The sequence below is a fragment of the Alistipes sp. AM16-43 genome, assembly GCF_003435745.1.
In the GTDB taxonomy this organism is placed as follows: domain Bacteria; phylum Bacteroidota; class Bacteroidia; order Bacteroidales; family Rikenellaceae; genus Alistipes; species Alistipes onderdonkii.
This window is the reverse complement of record NZ_QTUQ01000004.1, coordinates 71,905-97,625: the sequence shown is the minus strand read 5'-3', so window position 1 is coordinate 97,625 and position 25,721 is coordinate 71,905. Positions and strand designations below refer to the sequence as shown.

Here is a 25,721-nt window from a genome sequence, read left to right as displayed (position 1 = left end):
TACCACTAACCTGAACACGATATGAGTACCCGCAGGAATTTTCTGAAAACACTGAGCGGCATGGCGCTGCTGACGGTCGTCCCGCGCCATGTGCTCGGCGGCCCGAAACACGTGGCGCCGAGCGACCAGCTCACCAAAGGCATCATCGGCGTCGGCGGCATCGGCAAGAGCAGCTACCATTTCACCAGCACCAAGGAGTGCCGTCTGGTGGCGGTCTGCGACGTCGACAGCAAGCATCTCCAAAGCGCGCTCGACCTGGGCAAAAAGCGTTTCAACGAGACGTTGCAGTCCTATCGCGATTTCCGCCGCCTGATCGCCGACCCCAATGTCGACATCGTCCATATCGCCACGCCCCCGCACTGGCACGGCATCATGGCCGTCGAGGCCGCGAAGGCCGGCAAGGACATCTGGTGCGAGAAACCGATGACCCGCACCATCGGCGAGGGCAAGCGCGTCGTGGAGGCCGTCAAGCGCAACAACCGCATCTTCCGTCTCAATACGTGGTTCCGTTTCACGGATACCTTCTACGGCCTGGGTACCACTGTCGAGCCGCTCAAGAAGCTGATCGACAGCGGCCTGCTGGGATGGCCGCTCAAGGTGACCATCTCGGGCACCACCGGCTTCACCTGGAAATTCTTCTGGGTGGGCAAGGAGAACCTCGTCCCGCAGAGGGTTCCGTCGAATCTCGACTACGACATGTGGCTCGGCCCGGCCCCCTACAAGCCTTACAACGAACACCGTGTGCACCAGACTTTCCGCGGTTACTGGGATTACGACGGCGGCGGCCTGACGGACATGGGGCAACACTACATGGATCCCGTGCAGTACCTGCTGGGCAAGGACGAAACTTCGCCCGTGAAGGTCGAGGTCGACGCCCCCGAGCAGCACCCCGACGCCGTGGGTATCTGGCGTAAGATCGTCTATACCTACGACGACGGCTGTCAGATCGTCCTCGAAGGCGAAGGCTTCGAAAGCGGCGACGACACGCCTTATATCGAAGGCCCGCTGGGCAAGGTCTATAAAGGGTTCCGCTGCACGATCCCCGACATCATGGAGAAACTGGCCGAGATGCCCGACCCTGCGCCGCAGAACACCGACTTTTTGGAATGCGTCCGCACGCGGAGCAAGTTTGCGCTCGACGAGCAGAAGGGACACCGCAGCTCGACGCTCGTGAACCTGGGTGCCTGCGCCCTGCGTTTGAACCGCACGTTGCATTTCGACCCCGACAAACAACTCTTCATCGGCGACGATGCCGCCAACCGACTGATCGACCAGCCGATGCGCGGCCCGTGGCATATTTAAGCACCAGTTACCATGAAAAAGATAATCATACGACTTTTTATGCTGGGAGCATTGGCCGCCCTGTTGCCCGCAGGAGCCGCCGCCCAGCAATCGGATGCCCGCCAGCGCACGACGGAAACCATCGTCGCCGACGGACTCGCACAGCTTCCCGCAGCCGATGCCAAGGTTTTCAACCAGGTGATGGGCGAACTGGCCGCCACCGGAAGTAAGGGTGTCGAGATGATCGCCGCCATGCTCGTCCCTGCCGACAAGGGCAAGAACGCCACGTTCGAATACGCCCTTAACGGCGTGGTGGCCTATGTGACCGACCCGGCGCACGAAGCGCTGCGTGACGATGTCCGCAAGGGCCTGCTGGCAGCTATCGACCGTTGCGGTGACGACGCCAACCGGGCTTTCCTTTTCTCGCAGCTGCAATTCTGTTCGACGGCCTCCGATGCCGCCGCCATGGCTCGTTATCTGGACGATCCCTACCTGGCCGACTATGCCCTCCGGGCACTGATCTCGACCCCGGGTACGGAAGCACTGCTGCTCACCGAGGCCGGCAAGGACGACCTTACCGCTGCCCGCAAACAAGCGCTCGCCTATGCTTTCGCTGAAAAGCGGCTTGCCGCTGCCGAACCGTTTCTCCTGACATGGCTCGAAGGTGCCGATGCGCAGACCGCGGAGCAGATCTATAACGCACTGGCCGCCTGCGGTTCGCAGGCCTCGCTCAAGCCGCTGGCCGCTGCCGCAGCCAAGACCGGCTACGCATGGGATGACGCCGGCGCTGCGGACGCTTACCTGCGCCTGCTCGCAAGGCTCGCCGCCGCAGGCGATGCCCGGGCCGTAAAGGCCGCCAAGGGGCTGCTCAAATGCGACCTCCAGTACATCCGCGGCGGTGCGCTCGCGATCCTGGCCGATGCCCTCGGTGTGCAGAAGGCGATGCCCTATGTGCTCAAAGCCCTCGAGGAGGGCCCTGCGGAGTACCGCTTCGCCGCCCTGCAATCGCTCGGCAAAGGCGACGACAAACTTTTCGCACAGGTTGCAGCCGGCATGCCGCGCTACGATGCCGTCGCGCAGGCCGCCGTTATCGGATGGCTCGGGGAGTGCGGCGCTGTGTCGCAGGCCGATGTGATTACGGCCGCCGTAGCGTCGCCCGACGGCTGCGTGGCCGAGGCCGCAATTGCCGCCTCGGGCCGTATCGGCGGCGAAAAGGCGCTACGGGCATTGGCCGGGGCGCTCGAAGGCCCCCATGCCGGTGCCGCGATGAAAGCCCTCCTTGCATTCAACGGACAGATCAACCCCGAAGTGGAACGGCTGCTTGCGAAGGATGATGCCGCGGCACTCGTTCCCGCGCTCAAACTGGCTGCCGCACGCCGCATGTCCGCAGCCGCAGACCGGGTGTTCGCATTGCTCGGCTCCTCCGACGCGGAGGTTCGTGCCGCCGCGTACGGGGCGCTTCCCTTCGTCGCCCAGCCGCAGCACATGGATCGGCTTTCCGAATTGCTCGACGCTTCCGATGAGGCCCACACGGCCGCGATCCAGTCGGCGCTGATCCGCACCTCGGGGCAGCTCCCCGCCGACAGGCGGTACGGCGCCGTCGCAGGTTATATGAAGGCCTCGAAAACCCCTGCGCGTTACTATCCCGTGCTGGCGCAGAGCGGCACGCAGGAGGCTGTTGCCAGCCTGCTCGACGGGTTCCGCTCCGGGAACCGCGACGCGGCTTTCGCCGCCCTGCTGACGGTCGAAAATCCTGCCATGACCGATATCCTTTACGGGATCGCTGCCGAAAATCCGATGCTCACCGACCGCGCCCTGATGCGCTATGCCGACCTGGCTTCGCAGGCCGCCGTGACCCCGATCCGCCGCTACCAGCTTTACAGACAGGCTCTCGCTCTCAGGCCTTCGGCCGCCGTGCAGGCCAAATTGCTCGGCTACCTTTCGGGCGTATACGCCCTCCCGGCACTGATGCTGGCCGCCGAATACCTCGACGATGCGCAGACTGCCGCCCCGGCCGCCGCGGCCGTGAAGACCATCGTTGCCAAGTGCAACCCGATGCCCGGCGGCGAGGCTGTCCGCAAGGCTTTGGAGCGGGCGCACGAGGTCTATAAAGAACTCGCCAAATCCGACGCCGACGCCGGGTATGCCGTGGATGAGATCACGGGTCTGCTCGGTAAGATTCCGGCGGACGGATTCGCCGTGCTGCCGACCAACGGGCTCGCGGGATGGACGGCCGTGGCCGTGAATCCTGCCGAGGCGAAGAGGCTGCCTGCCCGTCAGGTGGCGAAGCTCCGCAAAGCCGCCGGCGAGGCGGTGGCAGCCAACTGGGGCGCTGCGGACGGCCTGCTCGAATTTGCCGCTGAGGCTCCCGCGACGATCGGGACTGAAAAGGAATACGAGAATTTCGAACTCTGGATCGAATGGCGTTCCGAGGGCGAGGCCGGCATGGCCGTGCGCTCGATGCCGCTGATCCGCCTGGGCGGTGCCGCCGGGACGGGGCTCGCGGACGGCAAGGCCGCCCGAACCGTTGCCGACAACGCTCCGGGGACGTGGAATACGCTCTATGTTAAGGTCGTGGACGATCGCATCACGCTGGTGGAGAATGGCGTGAAAGTTGCCGAAAATGCCATGATGACGAACCTCTGCGCGCCCGGCGAGCCGGTTTATGCACAAGGCCGTATCGAACTGGCCGGACAGGGTGCTCCCGTCGCCTTCCGAAATCTCTGGATCAACGAATTGCCGTCGACACCCGTTTTCTCCCTCCCGGCCGACGAGGCTGCCGCGGGCTACGAGGTGCTCTTCGACGGGCGTTCGCTCCACAAGTGGACGGGCAATACGACCAATTATGTGCCGCTGGACGGTACGATCGACGTGACGGCCACCTACGGCGGTTCGGGGAACCTTTACACCGTCGGGGAATACGGCGATTTCATCCTGCGCTTCGAGTTCCGGTTCCTCACCGAGGGCGTCAACAACGGCATCGGTATCCGTACGCCGATGGGCGTCGATGCCGCGTTCCACGGGATGGAGATACAGATTCTCGACCACGACGCCCCGATCTACAAGGACATCAGCGATTACCAGCAGCACGGTTCGGTTTACGGCGTCATCGCGGCCGACCGCGTGAAGTTCGGCGAGCTGGGTGAGTGGAATACCGAGGAGATCCGTGCCGTGGGCGACCGCATTACGGTCACGGTCAACGGCCGGGTGATCCTCGACGGCAATATCCGCGAAGCCTGCCAGGGGCACAATGTTTCCGAGGACGGTTCGAAGGTCAATCCCTATACGGCCGACCACCGCAACCACCCGGGGCTTTTCAACAAGTCGGGCCATATCGGCCTGCTGGGCCATGGTGCCGGCATCCAGTTCCGCAACCTGCGTGTGCTGGATATGGGCGCGGGCCGCAAATAACAACCGCCGGGGCCTCCCGTCCGGATCTCTTTCCGGACGGGAGGCGACCCCCGGGGGACGGCGCGGGAACGCTCCGCACCCGATCCCGAAACTTGTAACCTGTCGGGCGTGCCGCGCCGCAGCGGGTACGCCGCGGGCGGAGATTGAGCCCCGGCCGTGCGAATTGCGGCGCCGCCTGATATAACCTTTTGGAGGATTCCGATGAAAAACGAACCGACCGTTTCCCGCCCCGTGCGGATTGTGGTGATAGGAGCCGGGAACCGGGCCAATAAGTACCTCGAATATGCCCGCCGGTATCCCGACCAGCTGCAGCCCGTCGCTGTCGTCGATGTGAACGACTTGCGCCGCCATGCCTTCGCCCGGGATTTCGGACTGCCTGCCTGCAGGAGCTATGCGCATTACGACGACTTCTTCGCCGATGGCGTCGAAGCCGACATGGTGCTGATCTCGACCCCCGAGAACGTCCATTTCGACCCGGCGGTCAAGGCCATCGACGCGGGATACCACATCCTGCTCGAAAAGCCGATCGCCCAGCACCTCGAAGAGTGCCGCGAAATCGCCCGCCGTGCCCGCGAACGGGGCGTGATGGTCGGCGTGTGCCATGTGTTGCGCTACCATCCCTATTTTGCCAAAATCCGTGAGATCGTCGCCTCGGGCGAGCTGGGGCAGGTCGTCTCGGTCAACCATACCGCCGCCGTGGGCCTCGACCGTGCCACGCACAGCTACGTGCGCGGGATTTTCCGCCGCGAGCGGGAGTCGAATCCGATCCTGCTGGCCAAATGCTGCCACGACATCGACTTCCTGCTGTGGCTGACCGGCGCGCATTGCCGCAGCCTGTCGTCCTTCGGCTCGCTGCGCTGGTTCCGTGCGGAGAATGCCCCCGCGGGTGCGGGCCGCCGTTGCCTCGACTGCGCGATAGAGTCCGCCTGTCCTTTTTCGGCACGCGACCTCTATTATGTCCGCCGCGACTGGGTGGCGAACTTCGATGTCCCCGAAGGCAAGACCCTCGATGAGACCATCCTCGAGGAGCTTCGCACCGGGATCTACGGCCGTTGCGTCTACCACTGCGACAACGACGTGGTCGACCACCAGCTGCTTGCGATGGAGATGGAGGGCGAGGTGACCGTGAGCCTTTCGATGGAGATGTTCACGGCCGACGATTTCCGCAAGACGCACGTCCGCCTGACGGGCGGCGAGATCGACGGCGACGAGAGGACGCTGCGCGTGCGCAGGTTCCGCGGCGGCGACGAGCGAACTTACGATTTCTCGGATATCGTCGGACAGCCGTTCCATGCCGGTGCCGACCTGCATCTGATCGGGGATTTCATCCGGGCGCTCCGCGATCCGGGCTATCCGTTCCTGACGACCATCGAGGATTCGATCGAAAGCCACCGTATCTGCTACGACGCCGAGCGCAGCAGGCGCACGGGGACGACGATCCGCGTGGACGGGACGAAATAACGTACTACGGAAAAAGGCCGGATCATCCGGCCTTTTTTCATTTTTAGCACCGTCTTTGCTACCTTTGCCGGAAACGGCCTCCCATGGAAATCCTCTATCGATGGATCGACGGCATCAACGACGTGCTGTGGTCATACCTGCTGGTCGCACTCCTGCTGGGGTGCGCCGTCTGGTTCACGTTGCGTACGCGCGGCGTGCAGTTCCGTATGCTGGGCGAGATGGTGCGCGTGCTGGGCGAGTCGGCCGGAAGCGGCCCCCGGGGCGAGAGGCATGTCTCGTCGTTCCAGGCATTCGCCGTGTCGCTGGCCAGCCGCGTCGGCACGGGGAATCTGGCGGGTGTCGCCACGGCGATCGCCGTCGGCGGGCCGGGCGCCGTGTTCTGGATGTGGGTCATCGCCCTGCTGGGCGCGTCGAGCGCCTTCGTCGAATCGACCCTCGCCCAACTCTACAAACGCAAGGGGTGGGACTCCTATATCGGCGGCCCGGCCTACTACATGGAACGCGGACTGGGCAAACGCTGGATGGGCGTCCTCTTCGCCGTGCTGATCTCCGTGACATTCGGTTTCGCCTTCAACTCGGTGCAGAGCAACACGATCTGCGCGGCCTGGGAGGGTGCTTTCGGCTTCGACCACTATTGGGTCGGCGCCGGCCTGACGCTGCTCACGCTGCTGGTCATCTTCGGAGGCATCCACCGTATCGCCCGGGTGAGCGGGGTGGTCGTCCCGGTCATGGCACTGGGGTATATCGTCCTTGCGCTGGGCGTCGTGCTCTTCAATTTCCGGCGGTTGCCCGAGGTCGTGGAGCTGATCGTCGCCAATGCCTTCGGTTGGGAGCAGGCGATGGGCGGCGGTGCCGGCGCAGCGCTCATGCAGGGCATCAGGCGCGGCCTGTTCAGCAACGAGGCAGGCATGGGCTCGGCGCCGAACGTAGCCGCAACGGCCCATGTGTCGCATCCGGTCAAGCAGGGGCTGATCCAAACCCTCGGGGTCTTTACCGATACGCTCGTGATCTGCACCTGTACGGCCTTCATCATCCTTTTCGGCGGAGTCCCCGATGCCTCGCTGTCGGGCATACGGCTTACGCAGGCGGCGCTGGTCGGCGAAATCGGCCCTGCGGGCAGTGTCTTCGTCGCCGTGGCGATCTTCCTCTTCGCCTTCAGCAGCATTATCGGGAATTACTACTACGGCGAGGCCAATGTCCGGTTCATCACCCGCCGCCCCTGGGTACTGACCCTTTACCGGGTGCTGGTCGGTGCGATGGTGCTGTTCGGGGCGCTCGCCACGCTTGACCTGGCCTGGAGCCTGGCCGACATCACGATGGCCTTCATGACCCTCATCAACCTCGTGGCGATCGTCCTGCTCGGGCGCCAGGCGTTCCTGTTGCTGGCCGACTACGTGGGCCAGCGGCGCCGCGGCATCAAAAACCCGGTCTATACCCGCGACCGTATTCCCTCGCTTGAAGACAAGGCGGAGTGCTGGTAGCACCCCGCCCCGTATACCTTGCTGCGGAAACGATCTATTGCACGAACCGCCGTGTCACGCGGAATCGCTGCATGGCCGCCACCACGAGGTAACTGGCGGCGAAGGCGAGGCATGCGATCAGCAGGATGCGCAGGAGCGTCGGCAGAGCCGGAATCCGGGCGACGAGGTCATAGCCGGCCTGCACGAGGATGAAGTGGCAGAGGTAGATGCCGAACGTCGCGCCTGCCAGCCGCGAGAGCCATGCGCGGGGCTTGAAGTCCAGCTTGCGCACGATCACGAAGACCGGGTAGGTCATCATGAAGACGTTGATGCCCGCGAAATACCATACGATCTCAAGGTACGCGTAGTTGCCCGGGAAGTGGTTTTGCAGGGCGACGTATCCGAAGGCCGTGATCAGGTAGCCCGCAATGAACATCGGGATACAGACGGCCAGTGTCCGGCGCCAGTCCCATGCGGGCGGGAATTTCACCAGGTAGTATGCCAGCACGAGGTAACCCGCGAAGCCCGAGACGTAGTAGAACGTCCCGAATTCGTTCCAGTCGCAGACGCCGTAGAGCCCCATGTTCCCGAAATTCCCCGTGTAGCCCAGCATCGGCGCGAACATCTTGGCGTAGGGCAGCAGCAGGGTCACGCCCCATACGCCGAGCAACGTTTTGAGTTCGCTGCGCGAGGCCCTTTCGAGCCATGCGCTGATCACGGGCATGATCAAATACAGCCCTGCGAGCATGTAGAGGTACCACAACGGCGTAGTGTCGAACGTGAAATTGAATACGAATGTCCAGAGTTTGTGCAGCGTGGCGCCCCAGGTGAAATTTTCGGGGTCGATCGCCGGGCTCTGGCTTGCGGTGACGTAATTGAGGTAGACGTAATAAAGCAGCGGCAGCACGACCGACCAAAAAACGAGTGCCGCGAGAATACGTCCGATGCGCTTGCGGTAGAAGCCGGCGAGGCCGGTTTTCACCGGGAGCAGCAACACGCCCGTCATCATGACGAACAGCGGCACGCAGCAGCGCACGAAACTGCCCGAAAAGGCTCCGGTGAGGAATGCGGCGCGGTCGTTGTCGAACTGGCCGACAAAGGGGTCGCAGCAGTGCGAAAAGACCACCAGGAAGCAGGCGGTCACGCGCAACAGGTCTACCCAGCCGATGCGTTCGCGGGCCGGGGCGTTCGGGTTGGGAAGTCGGGTCTCCATCTGTTTGTCGGGGTTAATCGGATTTTTGCGAAGATACGAAAAAAAGCGCGCCGCCACGATTTTTTTCGCAGCGGTGCGCCGTTTTTTGTGCCGGGACGTGCGGTTTTTTATGCCCTGCCGTCCTGTTCGGGCCGGAATACACCGTCTCGCCCGCCATTGCGTCCTTGTTCGGGCATTCGGTTTTTGCCTCCCGGCTCTTTCGTCAGAGCTCTTGCCTGCCGCCGCTTGCGCTTCAGCCATTACGTCCCGGCCCTTGCCTTCCGGCCCTTTCGTCCCGGCTCTTACCCCGCCCTTGCGTCGGAGCCCTTGTCTCCCGGCTGTCCTTGCGCCGGGACGCACGGTTCGCCGCGCCCGGTGCCGCCTGCCGGTCAGTTCACGACGACCGTCGGGAAATATTCGCGGAAAAGCGCCGCGGCACGTTCCGACTGTTCCGGGGTGTTCTCCTGTACGCCTGCGAGCCTGTACTCTTTGCCCATTGCTTCGTATTTGTGAACGCCGAGCGTGTGGTAGGGCAGTATCTCTACCCGCTCTACCTGTTTGTAGCCGCCCAGCCGTTCGCCCAGCGCGCGGATGTCGGCCTCGGCGTCGCTGTAACCCGGTACCAGTACGTAGCGCAGCCAGAACGGCTTGCCGTGTTCCTCGAGCCATGCCGCCGTGCGCAGCGTCTGCGCGTTGTCGCGTCCCGTGAGCGTGCGGTGGCGCTCCGGGTCGGCCTGCTTGACGTCGAGCAGCACCAGGTCGACCAGCCCCAGCAGCTCCTCGACCGCCGGGTTCCAGACGCCGCCGTTCGAGTCGAGGCAGACGTGGATGCCCGCCCCGTGCAGCTGCCGCACGAGCGGCACCAGCGCCGTGGCCTGGAACGTCGGCTCGCCGCCCGAGAAGGTCACCCCGCCGCGCCGTCCGAAGAACGGTTTCTGGTCTGTGGCCATGCGTAGGATCTCTTCCGCAGGCGTGGGCTTTCCCCCGCAGGCGTCGATCGTATCGGGGTTGGCACAGTAGAGGCAGCGGAAATTGCAGCCTTGCAGGAAAACGACGAGCCGGAGTCCCGGCCCGTCGAAAGTTCCCATCGATTCGTAGGAATGTATTCGAAGCATAATCTGAATATTGTCGCCCTGCTCGCGGTTGGTCGGCGTAATCTGCGGCCTGCAGGCCGCAATTTATAAATCCGACCCCACTCCGCACCCCTCCCTTGGGAGGGGCTTGTGTCCGCCTGCGGCGGAAATCCGGCGTGGTGTGGCGCGGCAGTGGCGGCTGAAAATTTACATCCTCTCGTGAAAGCTGCGGCTGATGACCTCCAACTGGTGTTCGCGGCTCAGCTTGGTGAAGTTCACGGCATAGCCCGATACGCGGATCGTCAGCTGCGGATAGTTCTCGGGATGCTCCATGGCGTCTTCGAGCATCGCGCGGTTCAGCACGTTGACGTTCAGGTGGTGTGCGCCCTTCGTAAAGTAACCGTCGAGCATCGTCACCAGGTTCTCGATCCGCTCCTCTTCGGTCGGGCCCAGCGATTTGGGGACGATCGAGAAGGTGTTCGAGATGCCGTCCTGCGAGTCGCGGTAACGGAGTTTGGCCACCGAGGCGAGCGAGGCGATGGCACCGCTCTTGTCGCGTCCGTGCATCGGGTTGGCACCCGGTGCGAAGGCCACGCCCTTGGCGCGTCCGTCGGGCGTCGCGCCGGTTTTCTTGCCGTACATCACGTTCGAGGTGATGGTCAGCAGCGAAAGCGTCGGGCGGGCGTTCTTGTAGACGGGCAGTTTCTTGAGCTCCTCGCTGAAGAAGTACACGAGGTCTACGCCCAGGTGGTCTACGCGGTCGTCGTTGTTGCCGAAGCAGGGGAATTCGCCCTGGATGTCGAAGCCTTCGCTGAGCCCCTCGGCGTTGCGGCGGGTGGTCACCTTGGCATATTTGATGGCCGAGAGCGAGTCGAGGGCGATCGAAAGCCCCGCTACGCCGTAGGCGAGGTTGATGCGCGGGTCGGTGTCGACGAAGGCCATCTGCGCCTTCTCGTAGTAGTACTTGTCGTGCATGTAATGGATGATGTTCATCGCCTCGTTGTAGACGCGGGCGATTTCGGTCAGCACCATCTTGTAGTTGCGCATCACCTCCTCGAAGCGCAGCGGGCCCTCAGAAAGGGCGGGGATGCCCTTGACCATCAGCGTGCCGGTATTCTCGCAGCGGCCGCCGTTGATGGCCAGCAGCAGCGCCTTGGCCAGGTTGCAGCGCGCGCCGAAGAACTGGATCTGGCGGCCGATGTCCTGGTACGATACGCAGCAGGCGATGCCGTAGTCGTCCGAATGGCGCACTTCGCGCATCAGCTCGTCGTTCTCGTACTGGATCGAGCTGGTGTCGGCCGAAACCTTGGCGCAGAAATCCTTGAATCCCTGCGGCAGGTCGGGGCTCCACAGGATCGTGAGGTTGGGCTCGGGCGACGGGCCGAGGTTGTAGAGCGTCTGCAGGAAACGGAACGAGGTCTTGGTTACCTTCGTGCGGCCGTCGTTGAAACGCCCGCCGATGGCTTCGGTCACCCACGTCGGGTCGCCGGCGAAGATGTCGTTGTAGGACTGCATCCTCAGGTGGCGTACCATGCGCAGCTTGATGACGAACTGGTCGATGAGCTCCTGTGCGAACACCTCGTCGATGTTGCCGTGCGCCAGGTCGTATTCGATGAAGATGTCGAGGAACGACGACACGTTGCCCAGCGACATCGCGGCGCCGTCCTGTTCCTTCACGGCTGCGAGGTAAGCCATGTAAACCCACTGCACGGCCTCCTGTGCCGAATGCGCCGGGCGGCTCAGGTCGAGCCCGTAGTATTCGCCCATCGTGCGGATCTCCTTCAGCGCCTTGATCTGCTCGGCGACCTCTTCGCGCAGGCGGATGCGGGCGTCGGTCATCGGGCCGGTCAGGTTGCGCAAATCCTGCTGCTTGGCTTCGATCAGGCGGTCGGTGCCGTAGAGCGCCAGGCGGCGGTAGTCGCCGATGATGCGGCCGCGGGCGTAGTTGTCGGGCAGGCCCGTCAGGAAGCCCAGCGAACGGAACGAGCGAATCTCCTCGGTGTAGACGTCGAACACGCCGTCGTTATGCGTCTTGCGGTAGTGGGTGAAAATATCCCTGACCTTCTCGTCCACGTCCACGCCGTTCTCCTTGCAGGCGCGCGATACGACGTTGATGCCGCCGAAGGGCTTGATGGCCCGCTTGAGTAGCTCGTCGGTCTGCAGGCCCACGATCAGCTCCTGTTCCCTGTCGATATAACCCGCCTTGTGCGAGGTGATGGTCGAGACGGTGGCATTGTCCAGCGAGCGGACGCCGTTGTTGTTCCGCTCCTCTTCGAGCGCCTTGAGGCAGAGGTTCCAGATGTGCTTGGTACGTTCGGTAGGGCCCTGCAGGAAAGTGGCGTCGCCCAGGTAGGGGGTGATGTTCGTCTGCACGAAGCTCGTGACGTTGATTTCCTTGCTCCAAAGCCCGTCGATAAAGGTTTTGTTCAATTCCATAGAATGTTATTCAAAATGAGATTAAAATTGTCGTATTTGGGAGCCACAAAGGTATGTTATTTTTATCACAATACCGAAATCTTCGGAGTATTTTCTTAAAAAAACTTAAAAAATACCTAACAATAGGGAGCTTCCGCCCGCGGGTTTGCACGGGGCGGGATTATTGCGTAGTTTTGCGGGAGTAAAATATCCCCGTTATGGAAGAGCTGACACTTACCACCCCGGCGCTGCTGTTCTCCGCCGTTTCGCTGATCCTGCTGGCCTATACCAACCGGTTTCTTTCTTATGCCCAGCTGGTTCGCACGCTCAAGGAACAACACCTGCAACACCCCTCGAAAGTCACCCGTGCGCAGATCGACAACCTGCGCCGCCGCCTGCACCTCACGCGTACGATGCAGATCCTGGGTGTCACGAGCCTGTTCCTGTGCGTGGTGACGATGTTCTTTCTCTACGTCGGCCTGATCCTCCTTTCCGCCTATGTCTTCGGTGCGGCGCTGTTGCTGCTGATCGGGTCGCTCGGCGTGTCGATTTGGGAAATCCAGATTTCGGTGCGTGCGCTGGAGATCCACCTGCACGACATGGAGAAATAATTCGCCGGTCTTGTCCGGTTGCGCGCTGGTCTCCCTTTCCACAGGGAGACACCGGGGAATTGTCCCTATGACCGCGGCGGTTCCGCTTCCCATGCCATATCCCTGAAAAAACGAAGATGCCGCGACATCCCGTCACTGCATCTCCCACTAACCTACTTATGTAACCTAAAACCAACTTGGAAACCTTCTTCCGGTTCCCACGTTGCAAAGATACGGGGCCGTCGTTACGGGCGAATGACGGCCCCGTTACGTTCCGGCGACAAATGCCGCCCTGTCCGGGAAAATCCTCCGGCGGGACGGATTGCCGGCCGCTTTTTGCGGGTGCCGCTTTTGCGGGGCGGCCTGTCGTATTCCGGCTGCGTTTGCCGGGGCGTTCAAAAAACCCTCCTTCGAAAAGGAGGGTTCGGGTGGATTTCGTATAGGAGCCCCGTGCTATTTTTTGTGCTCCAAAAAATAATGCTGCGACTTGAGCAGGTTGCGGGCCTGCAGGATCATCGTTTTGGTTTCGTTGAGGATCGTCAGGTAGAGGACGCTGGCGCGTGTGCTCACCGTCTCGTCGCCGTTGATGCGGCGCAGCTGGCTCTTGATGGCCTCGACGATCGTGTCGAAGAGTTTGTCGCGCATCTCCAGCACCATGTCCAGGTCGGAGAAGTCCTTGGTGCGCAGCATGTCGTTGATCTTGTCGAAGATCGCTTCCACCTGGTCGTTCACGCGCATCAGGTCTACGATCTGCTCCTTCGTGAGCCCCTCGTGGTGGTTGTTGATGTGCTCGTATGCCGGGCGTGTTATGTGGATCAGCGCCTTGGTCACCTCCGAGAGGTAATCCACCACCTGTACGTAGAAATGTCCCGTGTCGATGTCGCACTGTTGCAGGCGCCGCAGCGTAGGCATGATGCCGTACTTGCGGTCGCGCGCCTCTTCGAAGAGCTTGTCCGACGACTGTACCATCTCTTTGAGTACCTTGCGGTTCTCCTTGAATACCGCCACTAGCGTACGGTTGTAGATGCGCGTCACGTGCTCCATCGTCGTGCAGACCTCGCCGATGCAGACGCAGAGCACCTCGTCCGGGGTCTCGGCCTTGACGACGGGCAATTCTTTGGTTTCGGCGGCCTTGATCTGCTCGACGTTGCGGTGGCTGCGAACCAGCAGCCATGCGCAGAGTGCGACGAGCACCGTCACGGCGATCCAGCCGCCCCACAGCAGGAGCAGTGTCACGCCGAAGGCGATCAGGAATCCGCCGAGCGCCGTGATGAACCAGCCCGAGATGACGGCCATCACGCCCGTAATGCGGTATACGGCGCTCTCGCGTCCCCAGGTGCGGTCGGCCAGCGACGAACCCATGGCCACCATGAATACCACATAGGTCGTCGACAGCGGCAGCTGGTACGAAGTGCCGATGGCGATCAGGATCGATGCGGCCGTGAGGTTCACGACGGCGCGGATCATGTCGTACGGTGCCGACGAACGCTCCTCTGCGGGCAGCGGCTCGAACCTCCGGTCGATGGCCTTCTGCATGCGGACGGGGATCAGCCCCGTCCACATCGTGTTGAGTACCAGTGTGGCACGTACCAGGCTGCGCGAAATGAACGTCGAGCCGAAGCGCTCTTCACCCTCGTGCTGCGAGGCGAGCGACAGCTCGGTCTCGGTGACATGCTGCGATTTCTTCGAGAAGAACAGTGTCAGCACCATCACCAGCCCCGATGCCAGCAGCAGCAGGAAATTGGCGCGTGCCGGTTCGGCCAGTTCGCCCATCATGATCGACTCGCTGCCGGCTTCGCGGGCGATCTGCCATGCGTCGTAGCTGGCCAGCGGCACACCGATGAAGTTCACCAGGTCGTTCCCCGCGAATGCCAGCGCCAGCGCGAAGGTGCCCGAAAGGATCGTGATGCGCATGATGTTGAGCCGCATGCGCTGGAAAAGCCACAGCACGACCGACGATGCGGCCCAGAATGCCAGCAGCGTTACCAGCACGTGTTCCCCGACGTAGTCCGCCACCGACGTGGGGATCAGCCCCGAGCTTTTCAGTCCCTTGAACAGGGCGAAATAGAGGATGCCCGCCAGCGAGATGCCGCACCATACGGCTCCCCAGCGGCGGAACACCGGTGCGAAGCGGAACGAGAAGATCAGCCGCGAGACGTACATGAACAGCGACCCGGCGGCGAATGCTAGCGCCACGGAGAGCAGGATGGCCGCGATGATGGCCATGGCCTTGCCCGTGTTGATGTATTGCGAAAGGTCGGCTATGGAAGCCCCGGCGTCGCCCCAAATATGGAACAGCGCCGCCGCGACCCCGGCGCCCAGCAACCCGAAGACCATCGACACGGTGGTCGACGTCGGCAGCCCGAGCGTGTTGTAGAGGTCTAACAGCAGGATGTTGCCGAGCATCATGCCCAGGAAGAGCATCATGATCTCCTGGAAGGAGAATTGCCCGGGGTAGAATACGCCGCTTCGGGCGACCTCCATCATGCCGCTCGACGTGAGCGTCCCGACGAGGATGCCTGCGGCTGCGATCCAAAGTATGACGCGCCGCGGGGCGACTTTCGACCCCAGGGCCGAGTTGAGGAAATTGACCGCGTCGTTGGCCACGCCCACGACGATGCCCATCACGGCCAGCAGGCCCATGATGATTACGATACAAGTGAATAGGGGACTCATGGTTTGTTCTGTTTCTGGATTTTTCCGCCGTAAAGGTCTGAAACAAATATTACAAAAACGTTACAGTCCGGTTGCGCCCTTATGAATGTTTGCGCAGGGTGAAGACGAATTCCAGTCCGCCGCGTTCGCCGTTGCGTACGGTGATCGTCCCGCCGTGGATCACGACGGCGTTTTTGACGATCGAAAGCCCGAGTCCCGTGCCGCCCAGCTTGCGCGAGCGCCCCTTGTCGATACGGTAGAACCGCTCGAAGAGGTGCGGGAGGTGTTCTTCGTCGACGCCGATGCCGTTGTCGGCGAAAAGTATCGTGCATGCCTCTGCCGTGTCCGAAAGCAGGCGGATGAAGATGTCGCGCCCGCCCGAGTAGGCCGCGGCGTTGTCCGCCAGGTTGCGGAAGACGGAACTCAGCAGTGAGGGGTTGCCCTCGACCTCGACCGGGCCTCGGAAATCGCAGTTCACGCGCAGCCGCTGCCCCTCGGGGCGCAGCTCCATGTCGGCCCTGACCTCGTCGATCAGGTCGTTCAGCACCACGGGTTCCTTGCCGATGAGCTCCCTGCCCTCGTCCATGCGCGTGATGGTCGAGACGTCGGAGAGCAGGTGCCGCAGCCGTTCGACCTGCGCACAGCTCTTTTCGAGGAACGCCGTGCGTTTCTCCGCCGTCAGGCAGGGGTTGGCCAGCAGCGTTTCCAGATAACCCTGTATCGCGGCCACGGGGGTCTTCAGCTCGTGGTTGATGTTGTTGGTGAGTTGTTTCTTGATACGGATCTTCTCCTGCTCCTCGTGCAGCGCCAGGGCATGTTCCCGGTCGCGGTCGGCCGTCGTGCGTTGCAGGCGGGCGTAGAGGCGGATGATGTGGTTCGAGATGTCGCCCAGCTCGTCGTGGGGGAAGGTCTCCCGCTCGTCGATCCGCTCGCCCCGCTCGGCGCGCTCGGCAAATTCGTTCAGGCGTGTGATGTTGTGCCCCAGGCGGCGGGTCGTGAAGTAAGCCGCAATGCTCATCAGCAGCGTGACGCCCAGCATGAACCACAGGAATTCCCAGTCGGCCGCGAGTACTTCGCGCAGCGAAACGGAGTAAGGGACGGCCGAGCGGACGATGATCCCGTCGCCCTTCATGGCCGAATAGAAATAGTATCGGTCGGTGCTTTCCGAGTGGCGGTGGATGGTGTAACCGGTGTCATGGGCGAGCGCCTCGATGACTTCGGGGCGCCCGAGGTGGTTGGCTGCGGGCAGCGAGTCGGCCGAGTTGTCGAACAGGACGCCCCCGTCGTCGTCGATGACCGTTACGCGCAGGTCGCCGTAAGGAAGGGGATGACCGGCGAGGAATGCCCCGGGTGCGGTGCCCTCGCCGAGCGCGTCGAGCAGCCGCAGGTTGAAGAGTTGCAGCCGGGCATCGAGCCGCTCGGCCTTGAAGCGCTTCTCGCGGCTGTACTGGAAGGTGACGAAGCAGGCTACCAGCGCCCACGAAAAGGCGAGCAGCAGCAGGAACAGCCGCCTGTGGTAGGAAAACCTACTCCTCAAAACCGTAGCCATAGCCCAGGCGTGTTACGATGTGTTCCCCATAAGGGCCGATCTTGCGGCGCAGGCGCGTGATGTTCACGTCGATGGTGCGGTCGAGCACGATTACCTCGTCGCTCCACACCTGCCGCAGGATCTCTTCGCGCGAGAAGATCTTGCCGCGTGAGGAGAGCAGCAGCGCCAGGATTTCAAACTCTTTTTTGGTCAGCGCCAGCGGCTCTCCGTCGATCGTGCAGACCTTGCGCGTGAGATCCATCCGCAGCCCTTCGAACGCCACGGCCTTCTCTTCGGCGGCCGGCTGTGCCGTGCGGCGCAGCACGCTGCGTACGCGTGCGAGCACCTCGCGGATGGAAAAGGGCTTGGCGATGTAGTCGTCGGCCCCGATGTTGAGTCCTGCCACCGTGTCGTCCTCGGTGTCCCTGGCCGTGCAGAAAATGATCGGCACACCGGCAGTCTCGGGGCGCGACTTGAGCTGCCGCGCCATCTTGAATCCGCTCGTTTCGCCCATCATGACGTCGAGCAGGATCAGCGAATAACGTTCGGGGTGCATGTCGAGTGCCTGTTCGGCGCTGTAAGCCACGTCGACCTCATAGCCCTCGACCTCGAGGTTGAACTGCAGAATCTCACACAGCGATTCTTCGTCGTCGACTACCAGGATTTTGTACTTTGTCATAACTGTTACGGATTGGAATCCGGCTCAAAAGTACGTAACAAACCGCTTTTTGCACCTCCCGTGCCGCATATTTAACCGAAATGTAACAGACTCTCACTCACCCAGCACGGCCATCTGCTGCCGGATCGACTCCTCGTGGATGGCCTGCAGGACGGAACGCATGAATTCCCGGTCCATACCCATCCGGACGGCCTGATCCGCCCGCCGGGTCAGCAGTTCCCCGTAGCGCTGCGCCTGCAACACGGGCATGTTGTGCTCTTTCTTGTACTGCCCGATATCGCGCGAGACGCGCATACGCCGCGAGAGCAGTTCGAGCAGTTCGTCGTCCAGCTTGTCGATTTGCGACCGCAGTTCGGTCAGGCTTTCGGTCGTGGCGTTGGTTTCACGGATCACGAGGTTGCGGCAGATGTAGGCCAGTCCCTGCGGCGTCACCTGCTGTGCCTTGTCGCTCCATGCGCAGTCGGGCGAGCAGTGTGCCTCGACGATCAGTCCGTCGAGCCCCAGATCCATGGCCTGCTGCGAGAGGGGGGCGATCAGCTCGCGGCGCCCGCCGATATGGCTCGGGTCGCAGAATATCTGCAGCCCCGGGAGGCGGCGGTGCAGCTCGATGGGGATCGACCACATCGGGTGGTTGCGGTAGAGGCTTTTGTCGATCGACGTGAACCCGCGGTGGATGACACCCAGGCGGCGGATGCCGGCGTTGTAGATGCGTTCCACGCCGCCGATCCACAATTCGAGGTCGGGACTCACGGGGTTTTTCACCAGCACCGGGATATCGTGCCCGCGCAGCGCGTCGGCGATCTCCTGCATGGCGAACGGGTTAGCTGTCGTGCGGGCCCCGATCCAGATCATGTCGATGCCGCCTTCTAACGCCGCCAGGACGTGCTTGCGCGTAGCGACCTCCGTGGCTGTGTACATCCCCGTTTCGCGTTTTACGCGTTGCAGCCAGGCTATGCCGTCGACGCCTACGCCCTCGAACCCGCCCGGTTTGGTGCGCGGTTTCCACAGTCCGGCGCGGAATAGCTTGAAGCCTTCCGCGGCCAGTTCGCGGGCTGTTTCGATTACCTGTTCTTCGGTTTCGGCGCTGCACGGCCCCGCGATGACCAGCGGCCGGCGGGGGTCGAGCCCCGGGAGATTGATGGGTTGTAAGTCGTTCATGGTTTTATGTTTTTCGTTTTTATCGTTTGTTCCTTGTCAGATTGCCGGGTTGGGACATTCGGCGTATTCGCCCAGGATGCGGAAGTCGCTTGTCAACGGCCTCGCCGCTTCGATGGCCTGCCGGTAACGCACCGGGTCGTCGAAGGTGACATCCACGTAGAAGCGGTATTCCCACTCGCGGCCGATGATCGGCAGCGACTGTATTTTCGAGAGGTTGATTTCGTAAAAAGAGAGCAGGGTGAGCACCTTGGAGAGACTTCCCTGGGTGTGGGGCAGCGAGAAGACCAGCGATGCCTTGTTCGTGCGCGCCGGGTCGGTGAACCCTGCGGCGCGGCTGCGGTCGGCCAGCAGGAGGAAACGCGTGAAGTTGTGTTTGTTAGTCTCGATGCCCCGTTCCAGGATTTTGAGCCCGTAGAGCTCCGCCGCCCCGGCGCCGCAGATGGCGGCCGTGCCGCGGAGCCGTTGCTCGGCGATTTCGCGGGCGCTGCCCGCCGTGTCGTCGCGTTCGACGACTTTCATCGCCGGATGGGCTTTCAGGTAGTCGCCGCACTGCATCAGGGCGATCGGGTGCGAGTGTACCTCGCCGATGTCGCAGGGCGCCTCCCCCGGCAGTGCCGCCAGTACGTGCGAGATGCGGAGTTTGTATTCTCCGATGACGGCCAGCGAACTGCGCCGCAGCAGCTCGTGGTTGGGAAGCAGGCTGCCGGCGATGGTGTTCTCGATGGCCGCGATGCCCAGCAGCGTCGGGTCGGCGGCCATGCGGGCGAATTGCTGGTCGAAGCTGTCGCAGGGCAGGATTTCGACCTGCTCGCCGGGGAAACTGCACCGGGCTGCGGTCTCGTGGAAACATCCGGGTTGTCCCTGTATGGTGATGCGTTTCATAATCGAATTTTAGGCATTAAAAAATCCCGCTCTTTGCAGAACGGGATCCTTCGTGTTTTCACTCTATCGTATCATACAGCTAATTGCATACAACCCCGCTCTTCCTCCTGCTATAAAAGAAAAAGTAAAAAAAGTAATATGCAAAACCGTAAAGTCTCATCTCTTGTGGGGATTAACAGCGACAAATGTAGTAAAATATTTGCGGAATCCAAATTCTCAGCCCTGTTTTTTGCCTGCGGCGGCCGATTTCCGTTCCCGGAACCGCTTTTTGAACTGCTGCCGGCGGCCGAAGAGCAGGCGGAAGAAAGTCCCCCGCAGCAGCGTGTCGTTGATGTCCCACCCGCGTATGTCGGCATAGCGATCCAATATGTACAGGAACGGGACGGCCGGGCAGCTCAGCCGCCGCAGGTTGATCATGCATTCGTCGGGGCGCAGCGGCCGTGCGTGGAATCTCATGCGGTTGATGTCGATCAGCTGGAAGCGGTAGTTGCCTGCCGCGCCGTCGTATTCCCAGAGGATGTTGGTCTGGTTGAAATCCTCGTGGCAGATTCCTTGCTCATGGAGGCGGACGGTGAAGCGGGCGAAGGCTTCGAGCACGGGCAGCGTGTCCGGCGCCGGGAAGCGTCGCATGGTCTGCGGGAGCGGGGTGAGCTCCGACCGGCGGGAGACGAAATAGGTGTCGGCGATCAGGCCGTCCTTGCGGTATTCGCTCCATGCCACCGGTTCCGGGGTGTCGAAACCCATCCCGCGCAGGCGCAAAGCGTGCTCGTAGGCGCGGCGGGCCTTGTTCTTGCGGAAGAACGAATACATGACCCTGTTGAACAGATGGGGGCGTTTGTAGCGTTTGACGACCAGGCTTTCGCCCCCGATGTCGAAAGCCCGTATCTGGTTGCGCCCTTCGTGGAGCACTTCGCCCGAGACGGGAAAAACCTCCGGGAGCCGCTCGATGAATGGCTGCACATGCCGTATTGCGGGGTTGATCGTTATTTTCATATGTGAGTCCGTTTACAACACAAAGTTACGGCAAACACGGTTTCCGCATAGTTCTGTTTGGGAATAATATTGGTGAAATAGATGGAAAAGGGCCTGCCGGTTGTCGGTTTTGTCGTTTGTAAACGACTTTCAATACGCTAATCTTTGCCGCTGTGCTGTTAGCGGAACAGTCCGTTTCGTGGAGCTTTTGCTCCGGATTATGCAGGTGCGAAAGTGTCAGTTCGTCGAATTTGAGTAGGGGCAGGACTTTCTGCAATGATACCAGTGTGAAACGGTATTTGGTGGCTGTGCTTATCTTGCCCGTTCTTGTTGCCGGGTTATCGCTTGTGCAAAATATTCGGCTGTCGTACCGTCGTTTTTCCGCCCGTTTGTTTCGAGAAGATTATCGAGCGTGATGTCTGCTTCCAAAATCTCAAGTCGTTTCAGGCGTTTGTGGTATTCTGCAAGCAGGCTGTCGATGCGGTACTGGATTTCCTGCGGCTCCTCGTTCTGAATGATGATACTGCGGTTTTGGGCATCCCAAGCCGTAGGAACGATTGCTGTTCCGGTGCTGACACAGCGAATTTTCGAGCCTCGGGTAAATCGCAGATGGATGGGAGTAGTTCCGTTTTTGTTTGCCTTATCCTTGCGACAAACAACGTTAACGGTGATATTCATGGCTTTACGTTATTTGCAGCGCGCGTTTCTATTTCGCCGTTTACCCGTCGGATTCGGGTAAAAATTCGGGTGAAAAACCGCTCCGAATCATGCCTTTTTTGCCGTATATGCACGAAAAAAGCGGCTGCCTTGTTTTGGCAACCGCTTGATTTCGAGAGCTGTTGACGAGGATTGAACTCGTGACCTCTTCCTTACCAAGGAAGTGCTCTACCACTGAGCTACAACAGCAACATTTCCCGTTCGAGTGGTGCAAAAGTACATAAGAAAAATGAAAAGACCAAAAAATTGTGAATAATTCATAATTATTTTCTATCTTTACTTTTGAATTATAACCCATGCACATGAAACGTATACTAATAGTAGGTGCCGGAGGCCAGATTGGTTCCGAGCTGACAGTCTATCTGCGCAAAATTTACGGCGACCACAATGTCGTGGCTACCGACATGCGCGAATGCAAGGCCCTCGGCGAGGCCGGCCCTTTCGAAGTGCTCAATGCGCTCGATGCGACGGCGATGGCGTCGGTCGTGGCGCGTTACCACATCGATACGATCTTCAACCTGGTCGCTTTGCTCTCGGCTGTGGGCGAACGTAATCCGCAGATGGCCTGGAACGTCAATATGGGGGCGCTCAACAATTCGCTCGAGGTGGCGCGCCAGCACCATTGCGCCCTCTTCACGCCCAGTTCGATCGGCGCCTTCGGGCCCTCGTCCCCCAAGGACAAGACCCCGCAGGACACGATCATGCAGCCCACGACCATCTACGGCATCTGTAAGGTCACGGGCGAGATGCTGGGGAATTACTACCACCATAAGTACGGTGTGGATACCCGTTCGGTGCGTTTTCCGGGCATTATCTCGAACGTCACGCTGCCGGGCGGCGGTACGACCGACTACGCCGTCGAGATCTACTATGAGGCGATCCGGTCGGGCCGGTTCACCTGCCCCGTACCGTCGGACGTCTATATGGACATGATCTACATGCCCGATGCGCTGCGTGCCTGCGTCGAACTGATGGAGGCCGACCCCGCGAAGCTCGTGCACCGCAACAGCTTCAATATCGCGTCGATGAGTTTCACCCCGGAGATTATCTGCGCCGAAATCCAAAAGCGGATGCCCGGCTTCACGATGGACTACGACGTCGACCCCGTGAAGAAGGAGATCGCCGAGAGCTGGCCCAACTCGCTCGACGATACCTGCGCCCGCGAGGAGTGGGGGTGGAAACCCGAATGGGATCTCTCGCGCATGACGGACGATATGCTGGAGCATATCCGTGCCAAAGTCGCCGCGAAGTGAATCCGGGGGACGATGGCGTTGCCATATCCCGTGTCGTCGAAACCGCGGCCAGTTGGGACGGGGCGCCGCTGCCCTCCTATCCGCGGGGTGCGCCGCGGGTGACGATACTCCGGGCAACGGTGCCGCCGCATACTACGCTGGCGATGCATACGCACGCCCTGGTCAATGCGGGGGTGATCCTGCGGGGCGAGCCGACCGTCATTGCCGAAACCGGTGCCCAACGGATGTTCCGGGCCGGAGAGGGCATCGTGGAGCTGGTCGGTACGCGCCATTACGGCGAGAACCGGGGCGACGGGGAGCTGGAGCTGGTGATGTTTTATGCCGGAACACAGGGCATGTCGCTTTCCGAGCGTGCAGACCTATAACCAGAAGTTATGACGACGAGACGAATTGCGCGAATCATTACCGGTTTTATCCTGTTGCTGGTAGCTGCGGTTATCGGCGGGAGTTTCTATATGCTCGCGTTCTCGCTGCGTCCCGACACCAGGATGCGGGAAAAGAATGCCACGGCCTATGAATACATGTATGCCGAATACCCATTCCTGCGCCCGTGGGTGGACAGTTTGCAGACGGCCGGGGCGTTGCGCGACACCGTGATCGCCGATCCGCAGGGTGTCCGGCTGCACGCCCTCTACGCGGCGGCTCCCGTGCCGACCGACCGGACGGCGGTCATCGTCCACGGTTATACGGACTGCGCCGTGCGGATGCTGATGATCGGTTACCTCTATAACCATGACCTGGGGTATAACATCCTGCTGCCGGATCTGTATTACCACGGACAGAGCGAAGGGCGGGCGATCCGCATGGGGTGGCTCGACCGCTTCGATCTGCTGCGCTGGATGGAGGTTGCCGACGGGATTTTCGGCGGCGACACGCGGATGGTCGTGCATGGCATCTCGATGGGAGCTGCCACGACGATGATGGCCTCGGGCGAACCCCAACGACCTTACGTTCGGTGTTTTGTCGAGGATTGCGGCTATACAAGCGTCTGGGACGAGTTCTCCAAGGAACTGAAGTCGTCGTTCGGGCTGCCGGCATTCCCGCTGCTGTATACGGCCAGCTGGCTGTGCGACCTGAAATATGGGTGGAATTTCCGCGAGGCTTCTGCGCTGGCGCAGGTCGCGAAATGCCGCCTGCCGATGCTCTTCATCCACGGCGATGCCGACGACTACGTCCCTACCTGGATGGTTCGTCCGCTTTTCGAGGCGAAGCCGGGCGACAAGGAGCTGTGGCTCGTGCCGGGTGCCGGACATGCCGCTTCGTACCGCGACAACCGGGAGGAATACACGCGCCGCGTCGGGGAGTTCGTCGGGAAATATATCGGGCCCGCTTGAAAAGGGCCCGGGGCGGTTTCCGGGCGCTTCTGCCGGTTCGGAGTATGCCCTTCGGATAATAGAAATAAACTATGGAAAACGATAATCAACAGCGGGTCAAGTCCTTCTACCGGATTTTGGAGGAAGGCGTCGCTAAACTCCCGGCCGATGTGCGCGGGGCGCTTTACCGGCCGTGTGCCGTCGATTGTGTGAAGGACGACGTCCTGAGGGAGCTCCGCAGGCAATTCGAAGAATGCGGCCGCGATCTCGACCGGCAGTATACGAAATACGGCCGCTCGGAGTATTTTTTTGCGGACATCATCGAGCCGGGGCGGGTTTACGAGGTCGGGTATCCCCGGTGCCTCTGCCCGCAGGTCGACGCCGGGTTCGTGGACTCTCCGGCCCATTGCGAATGCTCCCGCCAGAGCATCCTCTATGTCATGGAGGAGCTGTTGCCCGGCAAGGACATCCGGGTGGAAGAGCTCGAGACCGTGTTGTCGGGCGGCAGAGAATGCCGCTTCCGGATCATTGTCGGGTAGCTCATTGCGGCGCCTGGCTACTCCAGGCCGCATCCGGTGCCCGGGCGTTGGGTGCGGGGATGGTTGCTGCCCAGAATAAAAAATCCCGAAGCCAATGCTTCGGGATTTTTTAATAGGGTATTCAGTCGCCTATGCGCCCGCATAGATCAGCATCCCGAGCCCGGTGAGGAACAGCAGGAACATTCCCAGGTTGAGCCTGTGGGAGATTTTGGGTGCCCCCTTGAATTCTTTCCAGATCAGTATTCCCCAAAGTGCCGAAACGAGTGTCGCCCCCTGTCCCAGGCCGTAGGAGATTGCCGCCCCGGCTTTGCCCGAGGCGATCATGCTGAACGATTCTCCCAGGCACCAGATCATACCGCCCAGCACGCCGACCATGTGGGTTTTGAAGCCGCCTTTGAAATAGTCGGCGATCCGCACGGGTTCACCGTCCACCGGACGTTTCATCGCGACGGTGTTGAACAGGAAATTGCTGATGAAAACCCCGACAGCGAAGATGAATACGGCCGTATAGGGTGTCATTTTGCCGGCTGCCGGGGCGGCAAAATCGTTCAGATCCATGGAAGCGGCCACGAACCGGTAGAAGAATGCCATGATGATGCCGGCCGCAACCGAAATGAGAATGCCTTTTGTCGTGAGTTTGCGTTTTTCGGTCTGGGCTTTCTTGTAGGCGAATCCGTTCATGACGATCGCTGCGGCGATGAGCAGTACCCCGAGGAAAATGAAGGTCGGGTCGCCTTTGGCCGCGCTGAAATAATTTATCACTACGCCCAGTACCAGTGCGAGCCCTACACCCACGGGAAAAGCTACCGACATGCCGCAGAGGGCGATGGCTGCCGAGAGCAGGATGTTCGATGCGTTGAATATCACGCCGCCCATGAATGCCGAGAAGAGGCTGCCTGCGTCTGCCTGTGCCAGGTCTGCGAGGAAACCGCGCCCTTCGGCGCCGAAACTGCCCAGCGTGAAGGCCGACAGCAAGGAGAAGAGCAGGACACCGACCACGTAGTCCCAATAGAAGAGTTCATAGCGCCACGTGCGGGCCGCCAGTTTCTGGGTGTTGCCCCAGGAGCCCCAGCACAGCATGGTGATGAAGCAAAAGGCGATTGCCAGGGGATAACTTTGAACGATGAACATAATGTGCCGTA

Annotated in this window: 20 protein-coding genes and 1 tRNA gene; 9 read left to right on the top strand and 12 right to left on the bottom strand. The window is 61.3% G+C overall.

The window, feature by feature from the left end; genetic code table 11:
- Nucleotides 1–21 precede the first annotated feature (21 nt).
- The 4 genes from DW189_RS08960 (at nucleotide 22) to DW189_RS08945 (ending at nucleotide 7,634) form a co-directional block, all read left to right on the top strand.
- Nucleotides 22–1,302, top strand: a complete 1,281-nt coding sequence (locus DW189_RS08960) for a Gfo/Idh/MocA family oxidoreductase (protein ID WP_117507643.1) — start codon at nucleotides 22–24, stop codon at nucleotides 1,300–1,302.
- A 12-nt stretch (nucleotides 1,303–1,314) separates the two neighbouring features.
- Nucleotides 1,315–4,692 carry a DUF1080 domain-containing protein gene (locus tag DW189_RS08955; protein WP_117507641.1) on the top strand — a complete coding sequence of 1,126 codons (3,378 nt, stop codon included), beginning with the start codon at nucleotides 1,315–1,317 and terminating at the stop codon, nucleotides 4,690–4,692.
- Between the two features lie 201 nt (nucleotides 4,693–4,893).
- Nucleotides 4,894–6,153: a Gfo/Idh/MocA family protein gene (locus tag DW189_RS08950; RefSeq protein WP_117507639.1), complete on the top strand. Its 1,260-nt coding sequence runs from the start codon at nucleotides 4,894–4,896 to the stop codon at nucleotides 6,151–6,153.
- A gap of 83 nt (nucleotides 6,154–6,236) precedes the next feature.
- A complete protein-coding gene (locus DW189_RS08945) occupies nucleotides 6,237–7,634 on the top strand; it encodes an alanine/glycine:cation symporter family protein (protein WP_117507637.1) in 1,398 nt (465 codons plus the stop codon).
- Nucleotides 7,635–7,668: 34 nt separating this feature from the next.
- Here DW189_RS08945 and DW189_RS08940 read toward each other — a convergent pair whose 3' ends face one another.
- The 3 genes from DW189_RS08940 to pflB form a co-directional block, all read right to left on the bottom strand.
- Nucleotides 7,669–8,826 (bottom strand): acyltransferase, encoded by a 1,158-nt coding sequence (locus DW189_RS08940; protein WP_022333890.1) that lies wholly within the window; start codon nucleotides 8,824–8,826, stop codon nucleotides 7,669–7,671.
- Nucleotides 8,827–9,194: 368 nt separating this feature from the next.
- Nucleotides 9,195–9,920: a pyruvate formate-lyase-activating protein gene (pflA, locus tag DW189_RS08935; RefSeq protein ID WP_153918885.1), complete on the bottom strand. Its 726-nt coding sequence runs from the start codon at nucleotides 9,918–9,920 to the stop codon at nucleotides 9,195–9,197.
- A gap of 165 nt (nucleotides 9,921–10,085) precedes the next feature.
- Nucleotides 10,086–12,314 carry a formate C-acetyltransferase gene (pflB, locus tag DW189_RS08930; protein WP_032135439.1) on the bottom strand — a complete coding sequence of 743 codons (2,229 nt, stop codon included), beginning with the start codon at nucleotides 12,312–12,314 and terminating at the stop codon, nucleotides 10,086–10,088.
- A 197-nt stretch (nucleotides 12,315–12,511) separates the two neighbouring features.
- Here pflB and DW189_RS08925 point away from each other — a divergent pair, with 197 nt between their 5' ends.
- Nucleotides 12,512–12,904: a DUF2721 domain-containing protein gene (locus DW189_RS08925; protein ID WP_117507633.1), complete on the top strand. Its 393-nt coding sequence runs from the start codon at nucleotides 12,512–12,514 to the stop codon at nucleotides 12,902–12,904.
- A 432-nt stretch (nucleotides 12,905–13,336) separates the two neighbouring features.
- Here DW189_RS08925 and DW189_RS08920 read toward each other — a convergent pair whose 3' ends face one another.
- The 8 genes from DW189_RS08920 to DW189_RS08885 all read right to left on the bottom strand — a co-directional run bounded on the left by DW189_RS08920 (nucleotide 13,337) and on the right by DW189_RS08885 (nucleotide 21,663).
- Nucleotides 13,337–15,559, bottom strand: coding sequence for an inorganic phosphate transporter (locus tag DW189_RS08920; protein WP_018696195.1), 2,223 nt, complete (start codon nucleotides 15,557–15,559; stop codon nucleotides 13,337–13,339).
- A 79-nt stretch (nucleotides 15,560–15,638) separates the two neighbouring features.
- A complete protein-coding gene (locus DW189_RS08915; RefSeq protein WP_117507632.1) occupies nucleotides 15,639–17,087 on the bottom strand; it encodes an ATP-binding protein in 1,449 nt (482 codons plus the stop codon).
- Entirely contained in the window at nucleotides 17,065–17,745 is a 681-nt protein-coding gene (locus tag DW189_RS08910) for a response regulator transcription factor (RefSeq protein ID WP_018696193.1), read from the bottom strand. Before DW189_RS08910 ends, DW189_RS08915 begins: the two co-directional genes overlap by 23 nt.
- A gap of 93 nt (nucleotides 17,746–17,838) precedes the next feature.
- Nucleotides 17,839–18,903: a bifunctional 3-deoxy-7-phosphoheptulonate synthase/chorismate mutase type II gene (locus DW189_RS08905; RefSeq protein WP_117507631.1), complete on the bottom strand. Its 1,065-nt coding sequence runs from the start codon at nucleotides 18,901–18,903 to the stop codon at nucleotides 17,839–17,841.
- 36 nt (nucleotides 18,904–18,939) lie between these two features.
- Nucleotides 18,940–19,785 carry a prephenate dehydratase gene (locus DW189_RS08900; RefSeq protein WP_117507629.1) on the bottom strand — a complete coding sequence of 282 codons (846 nt, stop codon included), beginning with the start codon at nucleotides 19,783–19,785 and terminating at the stop codon, nucleotides 18,940–18,942.
- A gap of 216 nt (nucleotides 19,786–20,001) precedes the next feature.
- Nucleotides 20,002–20,778: a lipopolysaccharide kinase InaA family protein gene (locus DW189_RS08895; protein ID WP_117507627.1), complete on the bottom strand. Its 777-nt coding sequence runs from the start codon at nucleotides 20,776–20,778 to the stop codon at nucleotides 20,002–20,004.
- A gap of 291 nt (nucleotides 20,779–21,069) precedes the next feature.
- On the bottom strand, nucleotides 21,070–21,435 hold the full coding sequence (locus tag DW189_RS08890; protein ID WP_117507625.1) for an Arm DNA-binding domain-containing protein: 366 nt from the start codon (nucleotides 21,433–21,435) through the stop codon (nucleotides 21,070–21,072).
- Between the two features lie 156 nt (nucleotides 21,436–21,591).
- Nucleotides 21,592–21,663, bottom strand: a tRNA-Thr gene (locus DW189_RS08885).
- 113 nt (nucleotides 21,664–21,776) lie between these two features.
- Here DW189_RS08885 and DW189_RS08880 point away from each other — a divergent pair.
- From DW189_RS08880 to DW189_RS08865, 4 genes are all read left to right on the top strand, one after another.
- Nucleotides 21,777–22,727, top strand: a complete 951-nt coding sequence (locus DW189_RS08880; RefSeq protein WP_117507623.1) for an NAD-dependent epimerase/dehydratase family protein — start codon at nucleotides 21,777–21,779, stop codon at nucleotides 22,725–22,727.
- On the top strand, nucleotides 22,724–23,092 hold the full coding sequence (locus DW189_RS08875; protein ID WP_117507621.1) for a cupin domain-containing protein: 369 nt from the start codon (nucleotides 22,724–22,726) through the stop codon (nucleotides 23,090–23,092). Before DW189_RS08880 ends, DW189_RS08875 begins: the two co-directional genes overlap by 4 nt.
- Nucleotides 23,093–23,101: 9 nt before the next feature.
- Entirely contained in the window at nucleotides 23,102–24,061 is a 960-nt protein-coding gene (locus tag DW189_RS08870; RefSeq protein WP_117507619.1) for an alpha/beta hydrolase, read from the top strand.
- Between the two features lie 71 nt (nucleotides 24,062–24,132).
- A complete protein-coding gene (locus DW189_RS08865; RefSeq protein ID WP_022333877.1) occupies nucleotides 24,133–24,579 on the top strand; it encodes a hypothetical protein in 447 nt (148 codons plus the stop codon).
- Between the two features lie 129 nt (nucleotides 24,580–24,708).
- Here the strand turns inward: DW189_RS08865 and DW189_RS08860 are convergent, their stop codons facing one another.
- Complete coding sequence (locus DW189_RS08860) at nucleotides 24,709–25,710, bottom strand: GRP family sugar transporter (protein ID WP_117507617.1); 1,002 nt, start codon at nucleotides 25,708–25,710, stop codon at nucleotides 24,709–24,711.
- Between the last annotated feature and the right edge of the window lie 11 nt (nucleotides 25,711–25,721).

Coding starts and splice junctions, on each gene's coding strand:
- DW189_RS08960 (WP_117507643.1), top strand. CDS start 22: ATGAGTACCCGCAGGAATTTTCTGAAAACACTGAGCGGCATGGCGCTG.
- DW189_RS08955 (WP_117507641.1), top strand. CDS start 1,315: ATGAAAAAGATAATCATACGACTTTTTATGCTGGGAGCATTGGCCGCC.
- DW189_RS08950 (WP_117507639.1), top strand. CDS start 4,894: ATGAAAAACGAACCGACCGTTTCCCGCCCCGTGCGGATTGTGGTGATA.
- DW189_RS08945 (WP_117507637.1), top strand. CDS start 6,237: ATGGAAATCCTCTATCGATGGATCGACGGCATCAACGACGTGCTGTGG.
- DW189_RS08940 (WP_022333890.1), bottom strand. CDS start 8,826: ATGGAGACCCGACTTCCCAACCCGAACGCCCCGGCCCGCGAACGCATC.
- pflA (WP_153918885.1), bottom strand. CDS start 9,920: ATGCTTCGAATACATTCCTACGAATCGATGGGAACTTTCGACGGGCCG.
- pflB (WP_032135439.1), bottom strand. CDS start 12,314: ATGGAATTGAACAAAACCTTTATCGACGGGCTTTGGAGCAAGGAAATC.
- DW189_RS08925 (WP_117507633.1), top strand. CDS start 12,512: ATGGAAGAGCTGACACTTACCACCCCGGCGCTGCTGTTCTCCGCCGTT.
- DW189_RS08920 (WP_018696195.1), bottom strand. CDS start 15,559: ATGAGTCCCCTATTCACTTGTATCGTAATCATCATGGGCCTGCTGGCC.
- DW189_RS08915 (WP_117507632.1), bottom strand. CDS start 17,087: ATGGCTACGGTTTTGAGGAGTAGGTTTTCCTACCACAGGCGGCTGTTC.
- DW189_RS08910 (WP_018696193.1), bottom strand. CDS start 17,745: ATGACAAAGTACAAAATCCTGGTAGTCGACGACGAAGAATCGCTGTGT.
- DW189_RS08905 (WP_117507631.1), bottom strand. CDS start 18,903: ATGAACGACTTACAACCCATCAATCTCCCGGGGCTCGACCCCCGCCGG.
- DW189_RS08900 (WP_117507629.1), bottom strand. CDS start 19,785: ATGAAACGCATCACCATACAGGGACAACCCGGATGTTTCCACGAGACC.
- DW189_RS08895 (WP_117507627.1), bottom strand. CDS start 20,778: ATGAAAATAACGATCAACCCCGCAATACGGCATGTGCAGCCATTCATC.
- DW189_RS08890 (WP_117507625.1), bottom strand. CDS start 21,435: ATGAATATCACCGTTAACGTTGTTTGTCGCAAGGATAAGGCAAACAAA.
- DW189_RS08880 (WP_117507623.1), top strand. CDS start 21,777: ATGAAACGTATACTAATAGTAGGTGCCGGAGGCCAGATTGGTTCCGAG.
- DW189_RS08870 (WP_117507619.1), top strand. CDS start 23,102: ATGACGACGAGACGAATTGCGCGAATCATTACCGGTTTTATCCTGTTG.
- DW189_RS08865 (WP_022333877.1), top strand. CDS start 24,133: ATGGAAAACGATAATCAACAGCGGGTCAAGTCCTTCTACCGGATTTTG.
- DW189_RS08860 (WP_117507617.1), bottom strand. CDS start 25,710: ATGTTCATCGTTCAAAGTTATCCCCTGGCAATCGCCTTTTGCTTCATC.